At 54.2% G+C, this 22,180-nt stretch carries 15 protein-coding genes; 11 read left to right on the top strand and 4 right to left on the bottom strand.

Annotated features, from left to right (window positions below):
- The first annotated feature begins 85 nt into the window (after window positions 1-85).
- The 8 genes from argG to argH all read left to right on the top strand — a co-directional run bounded on the left by argG (window position 86) and on the right by argH (window position 9,696).
- On the top strand, window positions 86-1,285 hold the full coding sequence (gene argG, locus FOE74_RS02855) for an argininosuccinate synthase (RefSeq protein WP_149097080.1): 1,200 nt from the start codon (window positions 86-88) through the stop codon (window positions 1,283-1,285).
- The gene (gene argC, locus FOE74_RS02850) at window positions 1,275-2,264 is read left to right on the top strand and encodes an N-acetyl-gamma-glutamyl-phosphate reductase (RefSeq protein ID WP_149097079.1); all 990 of its coding nucleotides are present in this window, start codon (window positions 1,275-1,277) and stop codon (window positions 2,262-2,264) included. Before argG ends, argC begins: the two co-directional genes overlap by 11 nt.
- Before the next feature lie 377 nt (window positions 2,265-2,641).
- Window positions 2,642-3,769, top strand: coding sequence for an aspartate aminotransferase family protein (locus FOE74_RS02845; RefSeq protein ID WP_149097078.1), 1,128 nt, complete (start codon window positions 2,642-2,644; stop codon window positions 3,767-3,769).
- Between the two features lie 88 nt (window positions 3,770-3,857).
- Window positions 3,858-4,814, top strand: a complete 957-nt coding sequence (locus FOE74_RS02840) for a Rossmann-fold NAD(P)-binding domain-containing protein (protein WP_149097077.1) — start codon at window positions 3,858-3,860, stop codon at window positions 4,812-4,814.
- Window positions 4,815-5,212: 398 nt separating this feature from the next.
- Window positions 5,213-6,010, top strand: a complete 798-nt coding sequence (argB, locus tag FOE74_RS02835) for an acetylglutamate kinase (protein ID WP_225840603.1) — start codon at window positions 5,213-5,215, stop codon at window positions 6,008-6,010.
- Window positions 6,011-6,343: 333 nt separating this feature from the next.
- A complete protein-coding gene (gene proC, locus FOE74_RS02830; protein ID WP_149097076.1) occupies window positions 6,344-7,165 on the top strand; it encodes a pyrroline-5-carboxylate reductase in 822 nt (273 codons plus the stop codon).
- A 133-nt stretch (window positions 7,166-7,298) separates the two neighbouring features.
- Window positions 7,299-8,363 (top strand): M20 family metallo-hydrolase, encoded by a 1,065-nt coding sequence (locus FOE74_RS02825; protein WP_149097075.1) that lies wholly within the window; start codon window positions 7,299-7,301, stop codon window positions 8,361-8,363.
- Between the two features lies 1 nt (window position 8,364).
- Window positions 8,365-9,696, top strand: a complete 1,332-nt coding sequence (gene argH, locus FOE74_RS02820) for an argininosuccinate lyase (RefSeq protein WP_149097074.1) — start codon at window positions 8,365-8,367, stop codon at window positions 9,694-9,696.
- 396 nt (window positions 9,697-10,092) lie between these two features.
- Here the strand turns inward: argH and FOE74_RS02815 are convergent, their stop codons facing one another.
- The 4 genes from FOE74_RS02815 to FOE74_RS02800 form a co-directional block, all read right to left on the bottom strand.
- Window positions 10,093-11,091 carry an NADP-dependent oxidoreductase gene (locus FOE74_RS02815; RefSeq protein WP_149097073.1) on the bottom strand — a complete coding sequence of 333 codons (999 nt, stop codon included), beginning with the start codon at window positions 11,089-11,091 and terminating at the stop codon, window positions 10,093-10,095.
- Between the two features lie 180 nt (window positions 11,092-11,271).
- Complete coding sequence (locus FOE74_RS02810) at window positions 11,272-12,681, bottom strand: sodium:solute symporter family protein (protein WP_149097072.1); 1,410 nt, start codon at window positions 12,679-12,681, stop codon at window positions 11,272-11,274.
- 150 nt (window positions 12,682-12,831) lie between these two features.
- On the bottom strand, window positions 12,832-13,575 hold the full coding sequence (locus FOE74_RS02805; protein WP_149097071.1) for a LytR/AlgR family response regulator transcription factor: 744 nt from the start codon (window positions 13,573-13,575) through the stop codon (window positions 12,832-12,834).
- A gap of 305 nt (window positions 13,576-13,880) precedes the next feature.
- Window positions 13,881-14,900, bottom strand: a complete 1,020-nt coding sequence (locus tag FOE74_RS02800) for a sensor histidine kinase (RefSeq protein WP_149097070.1) — start codon at window positions 14,898-14,900, stop codon at window positions 13,881-13,883.
- A gap of 210 nt (window positions 14,901-15,110) precedes the next feature.
- On the opposite strand from FOE74_RS02800, the gene FOE74_RS02795 reads away from it, so the two are divergent.
- From FOE74_RS02795 to FOE74_RS02785, 3 genes are all read left to right on the top strand, one after another.
- Window positions 15,111-17,531, top strand: coding sequence for an outer membrane beta-barrel family protein (locus FOE74_RS02795; protein WP_188686317.1), 2,421 nt, complete (start codon window positions 15,111-15,113; stop codon window positions 17,529-17,531).
- A gap of 405 nt (window positions 17,532-17,936) precedes the next feature.
- Window positions 17,937-19,061 (top strand): T9SS type A sorting domain-containing protein, encoded by a 1,125-nt coding sequence (locus FOE74_RS02790; RefSeq protein WP_149097068.1) that lies wholly within the window; start codon window positions 17,937-17,939, stop codon window positions 19,059-19,061.
- Window positions 19,062-20,141: 1,080 nt separating this feature from the next.
- On the top strand, window positions 20,142-21,896 hold the full coding sequence (locus FOE74_RS02785; RefSeq protein WP_149097067.1) for a T9SS type A sorting domain-containing protein: 1,755 nt from the start codon (window positions 20,142-20,144) through the stop codon (window positions 21,894-21,896).
- The last annotated feature ends 284 nt before the right edge of the window (window positions 21,897-22,180 follow it).

The raw sequence follows: 22,180 nt of genomic DNA, 5'->3' as shown, positions 1-22,180 counted from the left end.
AAAAAACACCTTCTCTCAATCATTCAACCATTCAATCACTCAATAAAAAATCTCTCAATCATTCAATCTCTCAATCACTCAATACATCATGAAAAAAGTAGTTCTCGCGTTCAGTGGCGGCTTAGACACATCCTTTTGTGTGAAGTACCTGCTGGAACAAGGTTATGAAATCTATTCGGCCATTGTGAACACCGGCGGCTTCTCTGAGGCCGAACTGGCGGAAATCGCCCGAAGGGCCGAGAATCTGGGCGTGGCCCACCACGTAACCTTAGATGAAACCGACAACTACTACCAGACCTGCCTGAAGTACCTGATTTTCGGGAATGTGCTGAAAAACAACACTTATCCCCTTTCCGTTAGCGCCGAGCGGATTTCCCAAGCGGTGGCCATTGCCAAGTATGCCCAAGAGATTGATGCCGAGGCGGTGGCCCACGGCAGTACCGGCGCCGGCAATGACCAGGTGCGGTTTGACATGGTGTTCAACATCCTCATCCCCAACGTGGAAATCATCACTCCTATCCGTGACCTGAAACTGTCCAGAGAGGAAGAGATTGCATACTTGAAAGAGCGGGGCGTGGAGATGGATTTTCAGAAGGCGCAGTACTCTATCAACAAAGGCATCTGGGGCACCTCGGTGGGCGGTAAAGAGACCCTGACCTCGCACCAGGCTTTGCCAGAATCTGCGTACCCTACCCAACTGACCAAAGAAACGCCGGAGCGCATCACCCTGCACTTCAAAAACGGTGAGCCGGTGGGCCTAAACGACGAGCTATTCGATAACCCTGTGCACGTGATTCAGAAGCTGCAGGAGATTGCCGGGGCCTTCGCCATTGGGCGTGACATCCACGTGGGCGATACCATCATCGGTATCAAAGGGCGCGTAGGTTTTGAGGCGGCAGCGCCGATGGTCATTATCAAAGCGCACCACGCCCTGGAGAAACACACGCTCACTAAATGGCAGCTGTACTGGAAAGACAGCCTGGCCACCTGGTACGGCAACTGGATGCACGAAGGCCAGTTCCTGGACCCCACCATGCGCAACATTGAGACCTTCCTCACCGACACGCAGAAAACCGTGACCGGCAAAGTACACGTGCTGCTGGCGCCTTACCGCTTCCAGGTAGAGGGCATTGAGTCGGAGCATGATTTGATGTCGTCTAAATTCGGGTCGTACGGTGAGATGAACAACGCCTGGTCTGGCGAAGACGTGAAAGGTTTCTCCAAGATTTTCGGAAACCAGACCATGATGTACCGCTTAATCAACGGCGAAGACAATGCAAAATAGCCTTATAAAAGTGGGCATTGTGGGCGGGGCGGGCTACACCGGTGGTGAGCTGCTGCGCCTGCTGGTGCACCACCCACACGTGCGAATTAGCTTCGTGCACAGCAACAGCCAGGCCGGCAAACCCGTCACCGCCACCCACACCGATTTAGTAGGCGACACGGATTTGGTGTTCACGAACGAGTTGGGAACCGAGGTAGACGTCCTTTTCCTCTGCGTAGGCCACGGCGACGCCCGGAAGTTCCTGGACGCCAACGCTATTCCGGAAGAGGTGAAAATCATTGACCTGAGCCAGGACTTCCGCCTCGCGGAAAAATCTTCTCTGGGCAACCGCGCCTTTGTGTACGGCCTGCCCGAGCTGAACCGCGAGCAGATTAAGACTGCCGCCAACGTGGCCAACCCGGGCTGCTTTGCCACTGCCATTCAGTTAGCGTTGCTGCCGCTGGCCCAGAACGGCTCGCTGCCCGTCGAGGTGCACGTGAGCGGCATCACGGGCTCTACCGGCGCGGGCCAGAAACTGGCCGAGACCTCCCATTTCAGCTGGCGCAACAACAACGTCTCCAGCTACAAGGTATTCGGGCACCAGCACTTGCTGGAGATAACGGAAAGCCTGCAAGTCCTGCAAAAAGAGGTCAACACGGCCATCCGGTTTGTGCCCTACCGCGGAAACTTCAGCCGGGGAATCCTGTGCACCACCTACCTGACCTCAGATTTGAGTCTGGAGGAGGCGCAGCAACTCTTCAGGCAGTTTTACGAAGGCCATCCGTACACCATCGTTACGGATAGCAACCCAGACCTTAAGCAAGTGGTGAACACGAACAAGTGCCTCTTATATATAGAGAAGCACGACGACCAATTGGTTATCACCAGCCTCATTGACAACCTGTTGAAAGGTGCCAGCGGTCAGGCCGTGCAGAACATGAACCTGCTGTTCGGGCTGGAGGAAAGGGCCGGGCTGCAGTTGAAGGCGATTGGGTTTTAGCCCCTCCCCAACGGAGAGAGGGCATTCCAGGGAGGCGTTTTAAGCCTGTTTTGCGAGAAACGGCCTCGAAACGCAAAAACTTGTGAGGTTTTGAAAACCTCACAAGTTTGGTCACCTCCGCGCCATACCACCTTGTCCTCCTGAAAGGACCTTGTGGGCGAACGGTAAAAGCGTTTACTACAACGCTATTCTAGCTAGGCCACCAGGTCCTTTCAGGAGGACAAAAAATAACTGCTGCTAGTCCATGATTGCACCTAGCAACGCGAACCAAAACTTCGCGCCAGCAAAATATAAATGCTGTTTCGGGGCTGTTTTCCGGAAAACAGGCCAAAAACAGAAAGTCTTAAGTCTTACGTCTTGAATCTTACGTCTATACAATGAATCTCTTTGACGTTTACCCCCTTTTTGACATAGCTCCCGTGAAGGCCCTCGGCTCCACGCTGTGGGACGCCAACGGCACCGAATACCTTGATTTGTACGGCGGCCACGCGGTGATTTCCATCGGGCACAGCCATCCGCATTACGTGCAGCGGCTGACTGAGCAACTCAACAACATCGGCTTCTACTCTAACTCGGTGCAGATTCCACAGCAACAGGAACTGGCCGACAAGCTGGGTCAACTGAGCGGGTACCCAGACTACCAGTTCTTTCTGGTGAACTCCGGCGCCGAGGCGAACGAGAATGCCCTGAAACTGGCGTCGTTCCATACCGGCCGCAAGAAAATCATCTCCTTCCGGAAATCGTTTCACGGCAGAACCTCGGCGGCGGTAGCCGCCACAGACGACCCTACCATTGTAGCCCCGGTCAACGAATCCGGCAACGTGGTGTTTCTGCCCATGAACGACACGGCCGCGGTAGAGGAAGTGCTGTCTTCTAATGAAGTGGCTGCCATCATCATTGAAGGCATTCAGGGCGTAGGCGGCGTGGTGATTCCAGAGCCGCAGTTTTTGCAGGAGTTGGAAAAACTGGCCAAGAAACACGGCGCACTGTTGATTCTGGACGAGGTGCAGTCGGGATACGGACGTTCGGGCAAGTTCTTTGCGCACCAGCACGCGGGCATCCGTCCGGATTTGATTACCATCGCTAAGGGCATGGGCAACGGTTTTCCGGTGGGCGGCGTGTTGATTTCCCCGGAGATTCCGGCCAAGCACGGCATGCTGGGCACCACCTTCGGGGGCAATTACCTGGCCTGCGCCGCTTCTTTGGCGGTGCTGGAAGTGATGGAGCAGGAGAACCTGGTAGAAAATGCCGCCAAACTGGGCAAATACCTCATGGAGAAAGCCAAGGCCTTACCGGGCGTGCGCGAAGTGCGCGGCCAGGGCCTGATGGTGGGCATTGAGCTGGAAGAGCCATGCGCCCCGCTCCGCAAAGCCCTGTTAGACCAGTACCGCATTTTCACCGGCTCAGCGTCCAACAAAAACACCATCCGCATTCTGCCCGCCTTGAACGTAACGAAGGCGGAGATAGACCGGTTCTTAGAGGCGTTCGCAGCTTTAGTTAAATAGACACAAGATGTAAGACATAAGACGCAAGACTTTGGATATAGGATGGAAAATCTTGTGTCTTATGTCTAGCGTCTTAAATCCAAAAAATATGAAGCAATTCACTTCCGTTCACGACGTAGAAGATATCAATGCTCTGGTGCAGGAAGCATTGGAACTGAAGAAGAACCCGTACGCCTTTGAGAACCTGGGCAAACGCAAGACGCTGGGCCTTATTTTCCTGAACCCAAGTTTACGTACGCGCTTGAGCACGCAGAAAGCGGCGCAGAGCCTGGGCATGAACGTGATGGTCATGAACATGGGCCAGGAAGGCTGGGCGCTGGAAACCCAGGACGGGGCCATCATGAACGGCACCACCGTGGAGCACATCAAAGACGCCGCCGCGGTCATGGGCGAATATTGTGATGTGCTGGGCCTTCGGTCGTTCCCTAAACTGCAGAACGTGGAGGAAGACTATTCAGAAGAGATTCTGAAGAAGTTCATCCAGTACGCCAACGTGCCCTTCGTGAGCCTGGAATCGGCTACCCGCCACCCGTTGCAGAGCCTCGCGGATTTAGTCACCATCACCGAACATGCCCCCAAAGGCCGTCGGCCGAAGGTGGTCTTGACCTGGGGACCGCACGTAAAAGCCTTGCCGCAGGCCGTGCCCAACTCCTTCGCTGAGTGGATGTGCGCCGCCGACGTGGATTTCGTCATCACCCACCCCGAAGGCTACGAGCTGGACCCGCAGTTCACCAACGGCGCCACCATCACCTACAACCAGCAAGAGGCCCTGCAGGACGTGGATTTCATCTACGTGAAGAACTGGTCTACTTACCAGCCCAATTACGGAGAGGTGCTCACACAAGACGCCAGCTGGATGCTCACCAACCAGCACTTAGCCAATACCAACAACGCCAAAGTGATGCACTGCCTGCCCGTTCGGCGCAACGTGGAACTTAGCGACGAAATCCTGGACGGCCCCAATTCTTTGGTAGTGAACGAAGCCGCCAACCGGGAATTTGCCGCCCAGGCGGTGTTGAAGCGGTTGTTGGAAGGGATTCAGTAAAAGAACCAAAGACCTCACAGGTTTTGAAAACCTGTGAGGTCTCCCTTAACCCAAGCACTTCTCCTGTTATCCGCCTTTTCCTCGGTCTGTCCCCTGACAGACTGAAAGCTCTGCCTGACAAACGCCCTGTTAGTGGCCTGTCGGGGGACAGGCCAAGGAGAAGCAGATAAGCAATAACACTGTCCGCTATTCGGGTCTGCTGTTTTATAGCTGTTCGGGATTTGTAATCTCGAACCCCTCTATCGCGGATTTACCAATCCGCCGGGAACCGTGATGGGCAAGTTTGCAGAAACGGGGATTAGGAAATCCCCGACAGAATGCTTCCGGAATGATAAATCCGGAAGAGCAAGATTTGAGAATGTCTAAAATCTAACGTCTAACATCTAGTATTTACCACCGTGTCTACCAAAATAAGCGTCATCAAAATAGGCGGCAACGTGCTGGACAACGCCGACAACCTGGAGCGGTTCCTGACGGATTTTTCCCTGGTGCCTGGCTTTAAGGTGCTGGTACACGGCGGCGGAACCATTGCCTCTGAGATAGGCAAAAAGATGGGAATGGAGCCCATCATGATAAACGGCCGTCGGGTCACCGATGCCAACACCCTGCACCTGGTGACCATGGTCTACGGCGGACTGTTGAACAAGAACCTGGTGGCGCAACTCCAGGCCCGTAAATGCAACGCCCTGGGGCTCACCGGCGCCGATGCCAACGTCATTCCCGCCCACAAACGCCCGGTCAAAGACATTGACTACGGTTTTGTAGGCGACGTGGAAAGCCCGGACCAGGTGAACGTGGCATTTCTGGCATCCCTGGCGGAGCAAGGTATTGTTCCGGTGTTTGCGGCCCTCACCCACGACGGGGAAGGCAGCCTGCTCAACACCAACGCCGACACCATCGCCTCTACCCTGGCCGTGGCCCTGAGCACCCGGTTTGAGGTGAACCTGATTTACTGTTTCGAGAAGAAGGGCGTGTTACTGAACGTAGAAGATGAAACCAGCGTGATTCACCACCTGCAACCCAACTACTATGCTGAACTGAAGGACAAAGGCGCCATCTTCGCGGGCATGCTGCCCAAGCTGGACAATGCGTTCGCCGCATTGGAACAAGGCGTGAAAGCCGTGGTGATTGGAGATGCCGCCGAGATTCAAGACATCGCCGCCGGCGGAAAGGCGGGAACCAGAATAACGCTGTAAGACACTCGTAGGAGCTGCGCACACTACGAGGTCATTGTACCAGCGGCTGGGCCAGTAAGAAGGTTTTTGAGTTCGTTTTCAGAAAACAGCCTTTTAAAACAAAAACCTGTAAGGTTTTGAAAACCTCTCCCGTTTAGCCGCCAACCGCGCATCAGACGTCATCTCAAAAGACCTCGTAGTGTGCGCAGCTCCTACGAGTGTCTTCGGATGAACTGTTTTACGCTAGATTTCCAGAAAACAGGCCTAAAACGGGCATCCGGTTAAGAAAATACCTTTCTTGCAGGTATACCTCTAGATAGCAAGCCAAAACACTGGCTACAAAATACGTGAACCATGAGCGAACTAAACAAGAAAATAGCCATTCTGGGCGGCGGCAACATGGGCATCGCCCTGGCCAAGGGCATGGTGGCCGCCGGGAAATACCGCGCCGAAGACATTACCCTCACCCGCCGCAACACCAAGTTGTTAGAGCCCATGGTGGCCCAAGGCTACCGCGCCTCCAGCAACAACGCCCTGGCCGTGGCCGAGGCCGATATCATCGTGCTCAGCATCCTGCCGCAGCAACTGGACAGCGTGCTAGATACCATCTCGGAGAGCATTGACCCCAGCCGCCATCTGTTCATCTCCATCGTGACCGGTGTGGCCGTGACCGACATTATTTCCCGCATTGGCAAAGTGGTGGAAGTGGTGCGCGCCATGCCCAACACCGCCATCGCCATCCAACAGTCCATGACCTGTATTGCCAGCAAGAACGCCTCCCCGCAGAACATGGAACTGGTGAAGGAAATCTTCTCGGCCGTGGGCGAGACCGTGGAAATTGAGGAAGAACTCATGTCCTCGGCCACGGCTTTGGTGGCCTGCGGCATCGCGTTCTTTCTGCGGTCCATCCGGGCGGCGGCCCAGGGCGGTACCGAGATTGGTTTCCACGCCGGTGATGCCTTGCGCATGGCGGCCCAAACGGCCAAAGGCGCAGCTTCGCTCCTGCTTCACTTCGGAAGCCACCCCGAGAACGAGATTGACAAAGTAACCTCGCCCAAAGGCTGCACCATTGCCGGCCTGAACGAGATGGAGCACAACGGCTTCAGCTCGGCCATGATCAAAGGCATCAGAACCTCGGCGCAGAAGGCAGAGAAACTGTATACCGACGACAAGTAGAGACCAGGCACCGCCTTGTCTCCCACGCATTGTTGTTTTCAGGCGGTTTTCTGTTAAACTGCCCAAAACAGCAGTGCGCAACCAACAATTGTAAACATCCCCCTTCGCCCCCTTCAAAGGGGGAATATCTTAAATGGCCAACACCTTATACCAAGACGCTTTATCACTGCTCCAGCAGCTCATCTCCATCCAGTCCTTCAGCCGCGAGGAGGCAGGAACGGCCGAGGCGGTTGCGCAGTTTCTGCAGGCGCGGGGCGTGGAAATACACCGCAGGGAAAACAACGTCTGGGCCTTTAACAAGTACTACAACCCAGCTTTGCCCACGGTGCTCCTGAACTCGCACCATGATACCGTGAAGCCGCACCCCAGCTGGAGGTTTGACCCGTTCACGCCTACCGTGCAGGACGGCAAACTCTTTGGTTTGGGCAGCAATGACGCGGGCGGTTGTCTGGTTTCTCTGATTGCTACGTTCCTGCACTTCTATGACCGGCAAGATTTAAAATATAATCTGGTGCTGGCGGCTACCGCCGAAGAAGAAATATCAGGCCGCAACGGCATTGAACTGGTATACCCGGAGCTGGGCGATTTGGAGTTTGCCATAGTAGGCGAGCCTACCCAGATGCACCTGGCCGTGGCCGAAAAAGGCCTGATGGTACTGGATTGCGTAGCCCGCGGCCAGGGCGGACATGCCGCCCGTGAGGAAGGCATTAACGCCATCTACCAAGCATTACCAGATATTGAATGGTTCCGCACATACCGTTTCCCAAAGGAAAGCAGCTTTCTGGGGCCGGTGAAGATGAGCGTGACCATTATTCAGGCAGGCTCGCAGCACAACGTGGTACCCGACCAGTGCACCTTCACCGTGGACGTACGCATGACGGATGCCTATCAGCCGGAGGAGGTATTGAGCATCATCCGGGAGCACGTGAAGAGCGAGGTGACACCGAGGTCCACGCGGTTACGGCCCTCATCCATTGACCGGGAGCATCCCATTGTGCAGTCGGGCGTGAAGTTGGGGCGGAACCTGTACGGCTCCCCTACCACTTCAGACCAGGCGCTGCTGAACATTCCGTCGCTCAAGATGGGTCCCGGCGACTCGGCACGGTCGCATACCGCCGATGAATTTATCTATCTTTCCGAACTGGAAGAAGGCATTGCTCTTTACATACAATTATTGACACCTGTTATTACCGCTTAGCATGAAACTCTGGCAAAAAGAAACCTCCGTGGCCCAGAACGTTGAGAAATTCACCGTGGGCAAAGACGCCGAAATGGATTTGCAACTGGCTCCGTTTGATGTGCTGGGCTCCCTGGCGCACACGCGTATGCTGGAAAGCATCGGGCTTATGGAGCCGGAAGACCTGGCCGCCGTGCAGCGCGAACTCAAGGCTATTTACCAGAGCATTGAACGCGGTGAATTTGAAATAGAACCCGGCGTGGAAGACGTACACTCGCAGGTGGAGCTTTTGTTAACGCGCCGTTTGGGCGAAGCGGGCAAGAAAATCCACAGCGGCCGTTCCCGCAACGACCAGGTTCTGGTGGATTTGAAGCTGTTTATCCGCCATGAAATCCGCCAGACCGTAGAGGCCGTTCACACGCTATTCAGCACCTTGCAGGAACTCAGCGAGAAGAACAAGGACATTCTGCTGCCCGGCTACACGCACTTGCAGGTGGCCATGCCCTCGTCCTTTGGCTTGTGGTTTGGCGCGTACGCCGAAAGTTTGGTGGACGATTTACAGCTGCTCCAGGCTGCCTATAAAATCAGCAACAAGAACCCGCTGGGCTCCGCGGCTGGGTACGGCAGTTCCTTCCCGCTCAACCGCCAGATGACCACCGATTTATTGGGTTTCGAGGCGCTGAACTACAACGTGGTGTACGCCCAGATGGGCCGCGGCAAGACCGAACGCAGCGTGAGCATGGGCCTGGCTTCTATAGCCAGCACCGTGGGCCGCATGGCCATGGACGTGTGCCTGTACATGAGCCAGAACTTCGCCTTCGTGACCCTGCCTGACGAGCTGACCACCGGTTCCAGCATCATGCCGCACAAAAAGAACCCCGATGTGTTTGAAATCATGCGCGGCAAGTGCAACCGTCTGCAAGCCCTCCCCACCGAGATTCAGATGCTCCTGGGCAACCTGCCCTCCGGTTACCACCGCGAGCTGCAGTTGCTCAAAGAAAGCTTCTTCCCGGCCTTCACTGAAATCAGGAACTGCCTGGAGATGATGACCTTCATGCTCCCGCACCTGAAACTGAACCCAGACATCCTGAAGGACGAAAAATACCAGTACCTCTTTAGCGTGGAAGTGGTGAACAACCAGGTACTCAGCGGCGTGCCGTTCCGGGATGCCTACAAAAACGTGGGCATGGCCATCGAGAAAGGCGAATTTGAGCGTCCCGAGAAAGTGCACCACACCCACGAAGGCAGCATCGGCAACCTGTGCACCGCTGAAATCAAAGGCTTGATGGACGAGGTGCTCAGCGGCTTCCAGTTTGAGAAAGTGGACATGGCGATTAAGGACTTGCTGGCGTAAAGGGCTTTGCCTCCCATCAACCTTTCTGATTAAAAGGAAATCCTATATTGCGTTTTGAGCCTATCTTTTAGAAAACAGCCCTAAAACGCATCAGCTGAGTTCCTTCTCCCTGAGGGAGAAGGCTAGGATGAGGGGGAGAAGTTTCCAATTAGAAAAGCAGTAACTATAAAACAAACAAATTTAGGGACAGGTCGCGACCTGTTCAAAACGGTTCCAACGGCAGAACAGCCTTTGCCTCAGAACTACCGCTGCCCCCTCACCCTAGCCCTCTCCCTGAGGGAGAGGGAATTCTGCTGTTTGCACTTATGGGCTGTTTTCCTGAATATGCCCCCAAAACGGGAAAGCCTCCTGAGCTATTTGCTAAGGAGGCTTTCCCGTTTTCACTATTTCTCCCCTTTATACCTTCACCAGCATCTTGCCTTGGTTCTGGCCGGTGAATAGCCCCAGGAAGGCCTCCGGCAGTTGTTCAAAACCGTCTATGATGGTTTCTTGGTATTTTAGTTTGCCTTCTTTGACCCAGGTGCCTAGCTGCTGCATGGCTTCGGGGAAACGGGCGTGGTAGTTGCTCACAATGAAGCCTTTGATGAGCGCGCTGCGGGTGAGTACCAGGGGCAGGAACCGGGGTCCTTGCTGCGGTTGCTGATCGTTGTAGTGGGCAATCTGGCCGCAGATGATGAGGCGGGCGTGGAAGTTGATGAGGGAAATGACGGCATCGGTAATCTCGCCGCCCACGTTGTCAAAATACACGTCTACGCCGTTAGGGCAGGCGGCTTTGAGGTCGGTGCGCAGGTTCTGGGTAGTTTTGTAGTTGATGACCGCATCATAACCGAATTCCTTTTGCAGCAGCTCGGCTTTCTCGTCGGAGCCCGCCAGGCCTACCACGCGGCAGCCTTTGAGTTTGGCAATCTGGCCTACCACCATGCCCACGGCGCCGGCCGCGCCTGATACCACCACGGTTTCGCCTTCCTTCGGCTGCCCGATGTCCAGCAACCCGAAATAGGCTGTTAGGCCGGGCATGCCCAAAATACCCAGGTAATAGCTGGCGGGAGCCAGGTTGGTGTCTATTTTCTGGAGCTTTTTCGCTTCTGCGATGGCTTGCGTGGCCCAGGGCAAGGCGCCCAACACCACATCGCCGGAGGCAAGAGCCTCACTCTTGGATTCTACCACTTTCGCCACTACCCCGCCTTCCAGCGGCGCACCTACCTGAAACGGGGGCGTGTACGATTTGGCGTCGTTCATGCGGCCGCGCATGTAGGGGTCAACGGAGATATAAAGCGGCTCCAGGCGCACTTCTCCCGCCTGCAGGGTGGGCAAGGTGATGTTTTCAAACCTGAAATTTTCCTGGTTGGGAGTTCCCTTCGGCCGGCTGGCCAAGACTATCTGTGTTGCTTCCATGGTTTCTTCTTACAAAGTATAGCTAAGCAATAACCTTAGCCTTGGTAAAAGAAACGAGCCCGAACGGGAAAGGGTACGGAAACAGGAGGTAGCTTTCAGGACACCCAGCCTTCGGCTTGCCGCCGTTGCCCAAGGAAGAAGGTTTAAGGCCTGTTTTTGCCAAATCACGCCTTAAACCTTCTAGTGCGTGGCTTTCTCTGGCTGAAGTGGCAGGTGTTTTTTCTGGGTAGGCCACAGCAGGCCCAGTCCATAGCCCGCCACGCTGGCTGCCAGCCCGTAGAGCATGGGGTTGAGGGAGGTGTCCAGGGCCAGGCAAAGGAGCCAGACGGTCATTCCGGCCACCATGGAGAGGATAGCCGCCTCGCGGGAAGGGTTCTTGAGGTACACGCCCGCTACCAGCGGCACCAGCAGACTCACCAGACTCAGGGCCGAGGACTCGCTCACCAGTTCATGGATGTTGTTCTTGGACAAGGCGAAGCCCAGGGAAATGACAGCGACCACCAAGACACAGGCCCGGGAAAGGGCCAGCAGTTTTTTGTCGGTCATGTGCTGGAACAGGGGGCGCAGGAGGTTCTCGCTGAGGATGGAGGCGGGCGCCAGAATCGCCCCGCTGGCGGTACTGATGATGGCGGAAATCAAGGCCCCGAAGAACAGCACCTTGATGACCAACGGGCCCGTTCCCAGGATAAGGCTGGGCACCAGCATCTGGGCATCTTTGGCGGCCAGCTCGGGGTGCAGCACCTTGGCGTAAATGGCCAGCACCAAAGGCAACAGCGCCACCGTGACGTACAGAAAAGCGGCCAGCAAGGACGCCTGCACGGCCACCTTTTCAGATTTGGAGGCCATCACGCGCTGGAACACGTCCTGCTGCGGAATAGAACCCAAGCCAATGGTCATCCAAAGGGCCAGATAATTAAGCCAGCCGGTGAAGGAAGTGCCCGTGGCCGGGGTGATTCGGTAGAAATCTGGGGGCAGCGTGGCGGTGACTTCGGCCAGCGGTTTCTCTTGCACTACCCACCACGTGACAATGAACAGGCCCAGGATAATCATGATGGTCTGGACGTAGTCGGTGAGGCTCACGCTCCACATGCCGCCAAAGTACGTGTACAGCACCACCAAAAAACTGCCTAGCAAAATGCCTTGTACCAAGGTGGTACCCAGTAGCAGGTTGAACGCGATGCCCAGGGCCACCATCTGCGCGGCTACCCATCCAAAATAGGAAATGACCAGGAAAAACGAGGCGATGATTTCGGCGGTACGGCCGAATTTAACCCGGTAAAAGTCCCCGAAAGTGAGCAGGTTCATGCGGTAAAGTTTCCGGGCGAAGAACAGCCCCACCAGCACCAAACACAACGAGGCGCCCAACGGGTCTTCCACCATGCCAATCAGGCCTTCTTCAGCCACCTCAGCAGAGGCGCCCAAGATAGTCTCTGACCCAAACCAGGTGGCAAACACCACCGCCGTGGCCATAGGTAGCGGCAAGGACCGGCCCGCCAGCATGAAATCTGAGGTATTCTGTACCCGTCGGGCCGCCCAAAGGCCTAGTGCCACGTTGAAGGCCAGGTACAGCAGCACGAAGAAGATGAGCATAATTCATTGACCGCCGTTTAGCGGCTCTTTTTCCTAAAACAAGCCTAAAACCAGGACGCTCTGCTAACTAGAAGTTCCTAGCCTTGCAACCTACAGGTCAAAAGTAACCAGGCATTTTTAGTGAGCCGCTTAGCAAGGCGGATAATTTTTTCAGCCCTGCTCCTTTTCCCTGATTAACTTGAAAAAACCTTCGCGGTAGGTTTCGCCAATAGGAATCTCTTTGTCCTGGAGGTAAAGGGTATTGCCGTCTACCATGCGCACCTTGTCAATGGAGATGATGTAGGATTTGTGCACCCGGTAGAACGGCGGCTGGGGCAGCTGCTCCTCTAATTCCCGCAGGGTTTGGTAGGTGACCACGCGCTGCTGCGGCAGGTACAGTGACACGTAATTCTTGAGCCCTTCAATAAACAGGATATCGGCGTAGTTGATGCGTAGGAACTTGTTTTTGCTCTCCCCTTTCACAAACATGTACTCCTGGGCCGCTGCGGCTGGCAACGGTTGGATTAGTGGAATTGCCGGAGGCATGGCAACCAGCGACGGGGCCAAAACCGCCTGTGCCTTCTGCACGGCTTTCAGGAACCGGTCAAACGCGATGGGCTTGAGCAGATAGTCCACCACATTGTGCTCGTAGCCCTCCAGGGCATATTCTGGGTAGGCGGTGGTGAGGATGACCTTGCATTTGTGACCGGCCAGTTTCAGGAACTGCAGGCCGGTGAGTTCGGGCATCTGGATGTCCAGGAACACCAGGTCACAGCGGCCTTCGCTCACCCAACCCAGCGCCTCCACGGGGCTGGTGGTGCTGCCCACAAACCGCAGAAAGGGAATCTTCTCAATATAGGCCTTGAGCAAGTTTGAGGCATACGCCTCGTCATCCACGCAGATACACCTAATCATTTTTTGAATTTGGAATTACGGATGGGGAAGTAAGAATTAAAGCAAAAAACATCAGATGCAATTTATCCATTTGCCTGTCAAGTTCCTGTTTTCAGTTTCATTTTGAGAAATGAGCCCGAAAAGAAAAATCCCTCTCCCAGAGAGCAAGTGTTAGGGCATTTGCTTCTATAAAACTCATTTTTAGATGTTTCCAATTTTCCAAGTTGGAGGCAAATTCCCTCATCCTAGCCTTCTCCCATGGGGAGAAGGAACTGGGCTTATCTGTTTTCGGGCTCATTTTCAGAAATGAGCCCGAAAACAAGGAATTAGAGTGGTGACAGGTGCAACTGCGCTTCATAGACGTTGCCATCGTTCCGGATTAGTAACTCGTGCTGGTTGGGGTAAATGAGTTCCAGCCTTCGGCCGATATTCACCAACCCTATGCCGGTGGTCTGGTCTTTCTGGTGCGCATTGAGGTGGTTGCGCACGGTGAATGCCAGGGAACTGGCGGTGGCTTGGAGTGAAATCCGGATGGGCGCCGCAGGGTCATCGGCGATGCCGTGCTTGAAGGCATTCTCCACGAATGGTATCAACAGCAGGGAGGCAATGCGCTGGCCGTTCAGGTCGCCCCGCACCGTGAACTCCACAAAGAACCTATCCTCAAACCTAAGCCGGAAAATGTCAATGAAGCTGTGCAGGTAGTCCACCTCTTTCTGCAATTCCACCTTACCGTCTGGGCTTTCATGCAGCATGTAGCGCATCATGTCAGAGAGTTTGAGAATGGCCTGGGCCAGCTTCTCTGAGATGGGGTAAGCCTGCGCGTAGATGTAGTTGAGCGTGTTGTAGAGAAAGTGCGGGTTTACCTGCGATTTAAGGAAGGCCAGCTCGGCCTGGGTCTTCTCCTGGCGGAGTAATTTGTTTTCCTTCTCTTTCTTGAACGCGTCTTGCACGTTCCAGACCACCGCACTGATGGCCATCATAGGAAACGCCCGGAACAGGTTATCTGTCAGGTAAAAGGAAAAAGAGACATTCACCTGGTAGTTCCTGAACCCAAACAGCAAGGGATACATCATCTCCTCCAGGAAGTAACGGGTGAAGGTAAACAGGAAAGGAGCAATGGCCAGGCAAACCAGCAACTGCAGAAACTTCTCCCGCTTCAGGAACCTCGGATACACAAAAGAGTAGCAAAAGTAGAAGGTGACGGCCAGGCTAAGGAAATAGGACAGTACCAGTAATTGCCGCCAGGAGAAGGGCCTGCCAGAAATGATAAAATCCTCTAACATGCTGTAGCTGATATACAGTACCCATCCCACTGCGTGGTAAAGAATCATCCTGCTTTTCTTCATGCCCTAAAGCTAAAAAGCCTCTGCGCAATCCCCGCATTTTTTACACCAACCCCGGGTTTTCTGATACCAACCGACCGTTTTGGGCCCCTTTTCTGTAAGCGAGGCCAAAAGCGAGGCTGGGATAATAAACAAATGGGTTGGGATAATTTTATTTCAGCTGAAAGCAACTCACCGCACTTTTGGGGCATCTGTAAGCCAAATACCAAACCTATGCCCCAAACTGCTACCCTTCGTTCTCTTACGCTTTCTCTGTTCTGCTTTTTGCTGGCCTTGCCCTCCCTGGCCCAGACCGGCACCACCGTAAAAGGCACGGTGCGCACGGCGCAAAACCAACCCCTTGGGTACGCCACCGTTCTGCTGCTGGCGCTGCCAGACTCCAGCATTGCCTACTCCCAGATGACCGATGAGGCCGGTGCGTACACCTTTGAGAAAGTGGCCTCCGGCCGATATGTGGTCAAAGCCAGCCGCATAGATTTCAACCCGGTCAATACGGTGGTGCAAGTAGGAACGCAGCCGGTGCAGGTACCGCTTTTACAAGCCACTGAGAAAGCCACCGCGCTTAAGGAAGTGGTGGTACAGGGCCAGCGCCCCTTGCTGGAGCAGCAAGCCGATCGCCTGATCATGAACGTGGACAAACTCAACACCGCCGGGGAGAATTCCCTGGAAATCCTGAAAAACGCCCCTGGGGTGCGCCTGGACAAAGACGACAACATTGTGTTCAGGGGAAGCAGCAGCGTGAACGTGATGATTAACGGCAAGATGACCTACATGAGTGGCGCGGAGTTGAGCCGGTACCTGAAATCCCTGCCGGCCTCGGCGCTGACCAAAGTGGAATTAATCGCCAACCCTCCGGCTTCTTATGACGCGGCGGGCACGGCGGGCATCATCAACCTGGTGCTCAAGCGTGAACTCGCCAAAGGCATGAATGGCACCGTGAGCGTGGGCACGGGCTACGGCGCGTATGAAAAAGTGTGGGCGGGCATCAACCTCAATTACAACCTGGGCAAATTCAGTTTCTACACCCGCCTGAACACCGGTCATAACAATTCCTATAACCGCCTCACCATGGAGCGCACCATCCGGGACAGCCTGTACCGGTCTGAGAACTACTGGCACCCCGTAACCAAGAGTGTGAACGTGGTGGCCGGCGGTGACTGGTTCATCCAGAAAAAGCACACTGTGGGGCTGATGGTGAAAGGCTACACCGCTCCGGAGAATACCCTGACCACCAGCCAAACCGTGCAATATGACATTCCCGGCAACGCCATTGGCCACGTACACATGCGCAACCCGCGCACCGGGGCCTCCAGCAACTACAGCCTCAACGCCAACTACAAATTTGACATAGACACCACCGGCCGTTCCCTCACGGTAGACGCGGACCTGGTGCAATACCAAAACGGGACAGATGAGCAGTTCACGAACCAATACCAGGCCCATGCCATTGTACACGGCAGAACCCTGGAGGAACTGCAGAGCTTCACAGAGGCCGCCGTTCGCATTTACGCCCTCAAAGCAGATTACGTGCACCCCCTGGCCCAGAACTGGAAACTGGAGACGGGCTGGAAAAGCAGCTGGGTACGCACAGAGGCGGCTATTAGGTTTGAGCAACAGCAGGAAGGCACCTGGCAGAATGACCCGCGCCGTACCAACCAGTTCCTGTATGATGAGAACATCAATGCCGCGTATCTGAGCCTCAACAAAAAGATTAGCAAAGCTCTGAGCCTAAAAGCAGGTTTGCGCGCGGAGCAGACCCTTTCAGAGGGCACGTCGGCCACCATGGAGAATGGTGAACCCCGCCACTACTGGCAGTTGTTCCCCAGTGTGTTCGCCAGCTATTCCCCCCAGGAAGACCATCAATTCTCCGCCTCGTACAGCCGCCGCATCAGCAGACCCAGTTACAGAAGCCTGAACCCCTTCACTTTTTACTCAGACCCCTACACCGGCATTAGGGGGAACCCGTTTTTGCAGCCCTCGCTTTCCAATTTGGTCATGTTCAGCTACACGTTCAAGAATTTCCAGCTGCTGAGCATCAGTTACCTGGAGCAGAAGGACTTTGTGATGGAGGTGCCCCTGCAGAATGACCAGACTAAGGAAACCGTGAGCACGCCGCAGAACCTGGCCCGCGCCACCGCCCTAGGTTTCAGCAGCGGCGGCACGCTGCCCGTGCGCAAATGGTGGAGCGCCAACGTGCAAGTGCAGGGCCGCCTGAACAAAATCAGCACCCCGGTACAAGGCGCGCAGTACAACCAAAGGCAATTTGCCTGGGACCTGAGCAATGACAACAACTTCACCTTGCCCAAAGACTACAGCGTGCAACTGACCGCGTATTACAACTCGCCTTCTGTGTCTGGCCTTTTCCAGAACCGGGCTTCTTACCAGATGACCATCGGGGCCAAGAAAACGCTTATGAAAGGCAAAGCCACGCTCAGCCTTCGATTGAACGATATTTTTGACACGGCCCGGTTCAGAGCCTACCTCCGGTACGCTAACGTGGACATGTACTGGCAGAACGAGTGGGAAAGCCGCCGCCTGAACCTCACCTTCGACTACAGGTTCGGGAACATCAAAATCAAGGCCGCCCGCAGCCGCCGCACCGGCACGTCTGAGGAGGAGAACCGGGTCAATTAACCTAGGGGCACTCTAAGGGAAAGGCTCTATACTGCGAAGGATTTATTCCACCTGTTTCTACCCACCAGCTGCTATACACCAAGACAACCCGGTAACTTTATATTTGCGTGGAATTGCCTTTCCTTCCAAGGCCAGGGACTCGGGTACCCTGGCCTTGCTTTGTGGCGGGGCTATTAGATCTTATTGGGAGCTTGGTTGGAAAGCAGGGGGCATTAACTCAATTACTACTTTTTACTGGGGCGTGGCAACTCCTGCTCGTCACTTAGGTTCTAGAGCCCCCTTTGCACTTCATAAGCTTGCGATATAATTTTATTTTATTAACTTGGTAAACTCCTCATAAATAATAATTTATACAGGAATAACATCTAATATTTTATCATTCTAACGGTTGCAGCCTTTCCTCCTATGGTACCTCCTCTGCTTCTCAAAAACGCCAAAACATTACTTCTCCTCAACTTAGTTTCTCTCCTGGTTTTTTCAGGGTTCTCTGCGAAGGCTTCGCATCTGCGTGCCGGGGAAATTTACTATACCAGTGATACCACCGCAACCAGAAATCCTCTGAAGTTCTTCTTCACCCTGGTTACCTACAGTGTGGCCCCGCCGCCGTTTGAAGACCTGGAGGCGACGCTCTATTTTGGTGACTGCACGAGCCAAAAGGTTTCAAGGGAGTCCAGAACGTTGATTCCAAACGCACAAATCAGCTCGTTCCAAAACATTTACCGGTTTGAGCATACCTATTCAGGACCTGGTACTTATCTGGTTACTTATGTGGCACAAAGCCGAAACATGGGGGTGGTGAATATTTCTAACTCGGTGTCGCAGACGTTTTTTCTGCAGAGTACCCTCACGGTAGATCCACTTCTGGGCGTGAACCGTTCTCCCCGTCTCCGGATCCTGCCCCTGGATGTGGCTGTGCGCAACCAAGTGTTTGTGCACAACCCTGGGGCGTATGACCCAGACGGCGACAGCCTTTCTTTCAAGTTAGTAGCCCCCAAAGATTTTAGTAGTAATGATGCGTGCGGACGGCCCATAGGCAGAGATGCCCAAGGATACCAAGGCCTGGAAAACTTTCTGGGAAGAGCAGACCCCAGCGGCCCCGCAGGGTATGCTTTAAACCGGAACACCGGTCAACTCACCTGGAATACTCCCGGGATCATAGGAGAGTTTGCCCTGGCCCTTGTGGTGGAAGAGTGGCGGAACGGCCGGCTTATCGGTCAGGTTACCCGAGACAGGCAACTCTTTGTACGGGGGGAACCGATTGTCACCGGCCTCTCGGAAGATTGGTACTCGCTGGTTTCTACGTTCCCTAATCCGGCCGCGTCTGCTTTTACCTTAAAACTGCCCCCATCTATACAACTTCGGGCTTCTTCTCTGTATACCGCCCAAGGAACGCCCGTGCCGCTGCCTGTCCCTACCAGATCAAAAGAGGGGCTGGTTTTCCCTATACAGAGTCTGCCCAATGCCCTTTACTTTTTGCACCTCCGCACCAGCCAGGGCAACCATATCCAAAAGATAGTGGTGCAACGGTAAAGCACCAATTTTTGACCCGAATTTGAGAAATAGGTCTTAAAACGTCCATCTCCTGGCCAAGAAAGACTAAGTAATAAAAGCAAGGGAACTAAGCGCTAAATCCATTTTTGAAAGCTTCGTTCACAAAGAGAGGGAGCAGACAATAAGTTTGCTCCCTCTCTTTGTGAACAATGACCTGTTTCAAGCGGCTGTTCCTCTGCTTCCCGCAAAATTTGGCAGATGGCTCTTATCTGGCAGAGGCCATAGTAATAAGGTTTTTATCATAGGCCCTTAAAACGAATAACATGTTCTGGTGGAGGATTTCCTTCCTGTTGATATGAGCCAGGAAAAAGACATTCCGGGGGTGCAGTCTTTGCCTATAAAATAATGTCAACGGACCAAAGGCGTGAATGGCAGCAGAGCATACTTCCCGCAACTATAGTTCCAATCCCAATTATCGTTCGGAGAGAGCCTCTGACAGCCGCATGCCACGGGAAGCTTCATATGAGGCAACAGCAAAATCAAGACTGCTCATTCCCGCCGCACCGGCACCTAGTAGGATTACAAGTGGGGTGATCAGGAAGACCAGCAAGCCATCAAATGTGCAAAATAAATACTTCAGCAAACTAACACGACACCGATTTGGGATATTTTATTTTCTCAAGGTGGGTCAACTAACCAGAAACAGCTATTAAATCAGGGGTAACGACAAGAATTTCGACTTCCTTCCTTTACACAAAATTTGTACTTATTTTAGTGCACCAATTCATTGGTTAACGATTGGCAACTTGCTTCTTCAATGAGGAAAATCAATGCTCACAGGAGGATCTGTTCATGGTCTAGCAGCAATCTGGAAGGTTCCCTAAAGAAGGCGCTTCGGTGTTCTTAAGTTGGTTTCCCTGTAGAAAGCGCCCGTGGGTGCCAATCTGTTCTGATGACTCTACTTGCATGGTTTCAGACCTATTTTATGAAAACCCGCCTAAAAGACCATGCAGGATTAAACGATCCCTTGCGCTATAAAAACAGCTGAAATTCTCCGTCAGGTTATGCCTCTATTCCATATTTAATACTATATTCTTAGCCTACTACTTACCTCACCGCATGGGATCATCTTTACTCCAAAAAAAGGCGAAATCGCTCTTCCTCCCCACCTTTCTTTTTCTACTTGTTTTCTCAGGGTTCTCTGCCCAGGCCACCCATTTACGCGCCGGTGAGATATATTACACCAGTGACACTACCGCGGCCAAAAACCCAATGAAGTTTTTCTTCACCCTGGTGACCTACAGCGTGGCCCCGCCCCCGTTTGAAGACCTGGAAGCCACTCTCTACTTCGGGGACTGCACGAGCCAAAGGGTACCCCGGTACTCCAGAACTTTGCTGTCGAATGGGCAGAACAGTACCTTCGTCAACACCTACCGCTTTGAGCATATTTACTCAAGCCCCGGCACGTTCACTGTGACCTTTGTGGGCGAGAACCGCAACGGAGGGGTGGTGAACATCTCCTCCTCTGTGCAGCAGACGTTTTTTCTGCAGAGGACCCTCACGGTAGATCCCTTCCTGGGCGTGAACCGTTCTCTCCGTTTCCAGATCCCGCCCATAGATGTGGCCGTCAGGAACCAGGTCTTCGTGCACAACCCCGGAGCCTACGACCCCGACGGGGACAGCCTTTCCTTCAAGATGCTGGAGCCAAGGATCTTCCATGAGAACGACGCCTGCGGTAATCCGCAGGGGAGGACTGCCCCCAATTACAGAGGGCTGGAGAATTTTCTGGGCCGAATGTATGCTTCCCGGCCCGCCGGGCTCACCCTGGACCGCAATACCGGGCAGCTGACGTGGAACACCCCCGGGGTGCTGGGAGAGTTCAACATCGCCTTCGTGGTAGAGGAGTGGCGCAACGGCAAACAAATTGGGCAGATGATCCGGGACATGCAGATCTTCGTGCGCGAGGACCCCAACCGCCCGCCCGTGCTCCTCATCCCCCGCGACACCTGCATCGTGGCGGGAACCCTGCTGCGCGACACCGTCAGGGCCCGCGACCCGGACCGCGACCCGGTTATTATCACGGCCATAGGGAGCATGCTGCCCCCGGCCACCTTCCCCAAGTTGAATGACACCACCCATATCTTCAACTGGCAGACCAGCTGCGCCGATGTGCAACGGACTCCTTACCAGGTCGTGTTTCGGGCAGAGGATGTACCTCCTGCTGGCAGGATCAAATTAGTGGACCTGCGCCCTTGGCGGATAACGGTGGTGGGGCCGCCGCCGGTGCTGGTGAGCGCCGTGCGGGAGGCAGGAAGTGCGACTAGGATCACTTGGAATCCCTATACCTGCGCCAACGTAAAACTCATCCACATCTACCGAAAAGTGAATACCTCATCTTTTGTCCCGGATGTGTGTACCACCGGAATACCGGTTAGCGCTGGTTATACCTTGGTGGCTTCGGTAGCGCCTGGAAGTACCACGTTCTTAGACAACAGCCCTGGCCTTGATGCCAGCCAAACTTTCTGTTACCGGATTTACGCTGAGTTTGAGGCTCCGGCGGGGGGCAATAGCATTGCTTCCAGCGAAGTTTGCAGCTCAGGCCCTACCGGTACCCCAGAGGATGCCCTGAAACAACAAATCTCCCTTCATCCTAACCCAGCTGCTTCCAGGATCATCGTTCAAACGCCGACCACGGTGCGCCTGCAGAACGTGCAGGTTTTCACTTTTGCCGGGCATAGCATAACGCAACTGGTTCCCCAAAAAACCACCGCAGGTTGGGCATTGGATGTGCGCTCTTTACCGGACGGCCTTTACCTGTTCCACCTCCAGACAAACCAAGGATATATAGTACAGAAAGTAATGGTGAACCGGTAACGTCACTTTCAGCCATACACTGGAAAGAGGGACCTACTTTTCCGGTAATTATTCAAAAAGGAGCCAGAAACTAGTTTCTGGCTCCTTTTTGAATAACAGGCTTCCTGCTTTCTAGATTGGGCATATAAGTTCTCTTCCTTTGCTCTATCCATGTTTGTGATTTTGAAACGGAAGCCACTGCCTAAAAGGCTCCTTTTCATCCAGGCAGCCTTAGGTACTGCTGCCCGCACCCACGGCATACTTTGAAGTTGCCAGCTGAGTTCCTGGTCCTCCTTCCTTACCTG

Origin of the sequence: Rufibacter glacialis (genome assembly GCF_008271745.1) — a bacterium.
Taxonomy (GTDB): Bacteria; Bacteroidota; Bacteroidia; order Cytophagales; family Hymenobacteraceae; genus Nibribacter; species Nibribacter glacialis.
The sequence above is the reverse complement of the archived record's forward strand: the minus strand, read 5'-3'. Positions and strand labels throughout refer to the sequence as shown.

Excerpts from the sequence above, each read along its gene's own strand:
- FOE74_RS02805 (WP_149097071.1), bottom strand. The coding sequence starts at position 13,575 with ATGATTAGGTGTATCTGCGTGGATGACGAGGCGTATGCCTCAAACTTG.
- FOE74_RS02845 (WP_149097078.1), top strand. The coding sequence starts at position 2,642 with ATGAATCTCTTTGACGTTTACCCCCTTTTTGACATAGCTCCCGTGAAG.
- argC (WP_149097079.1), top strand. The coding sequence starts at position 1,275 with ATGCAAAATAGCCTTATAAAAGTGGGCATTGTGGGCGGGGCGGGCTAC.
- FOE74_RS02810 (WP_149097072.1), bottom strand. The coding sequence starts at position 12,681 with ATGCTCATCTTCTTCGTGCTGCTGTACCTGGCCTTCAACGTGGCACTA.
- proC (WP_149097076.1), top strand. The coding sequence starts at position 6,344 with ATGAGCGAACTAAACAAGAAAATAGCCATTCTGGGCGGCGGCAACATG.
- FOE74_RS02790 (WP_149097068.1), top strand. The coding sequence starts at position 17,937 with ATGGTACCTCCTCTGCTTCTCAAAAACGCCAAAACATTACTTCTCCTC.
- FOE74_RS02825 (WP_149097075.1), top strand. The coding sequence starts at position 7,299 with ATGGCCAACACCTTATACCAAGACGCTTTATCACTGCTCCAGCAGCTC.
- argH (WP_149097074.1), top strand. The coding sequence starts at position 8,365 with ATGAAACTCTGGCAAAAAGAAACCTCCGTGGCCCAGAACGTTGAGAAA.
- FOE74_RS02815 (WP_149097073.1), bottom strand. The coding sequence starts at position 11,091 with ATGGAAGCAACACAGATAGTCTTGGCCAGCCGGCCGAAGGGAACTCCC.
- FOE74_RS02795 (WP_188686317.1), top strand. The coding sequence starts at position 15,111 with ATGCCCCAAACTGCTACCCTTCGTTCTCTTACGCTTTCTCTGTTCTGC.
- FOE74_RS02800 (WP_149097070.1), bottom strand. The coding sequence starts at position 14,900 with ATGAAGAAAAGCAGGATGATTCTTTACCACGCAGTGGGATGGGTACTG.
- FOE74_RS02840 (WP_149097077.1), top strand. The coding sequence starts at position 3,858 with ATGAAGCAATTCACTTCCGTTCACGACGTAGAAGATATCAATGCTCTG.
- FOE74_RS02785 (WP_149097067.1), top strand. The coding sequence starts at position 20,142 with ATGGGATCATCTTTACTCCAAAAAAAGGCGAAATCGCTCTTCCTCCCC.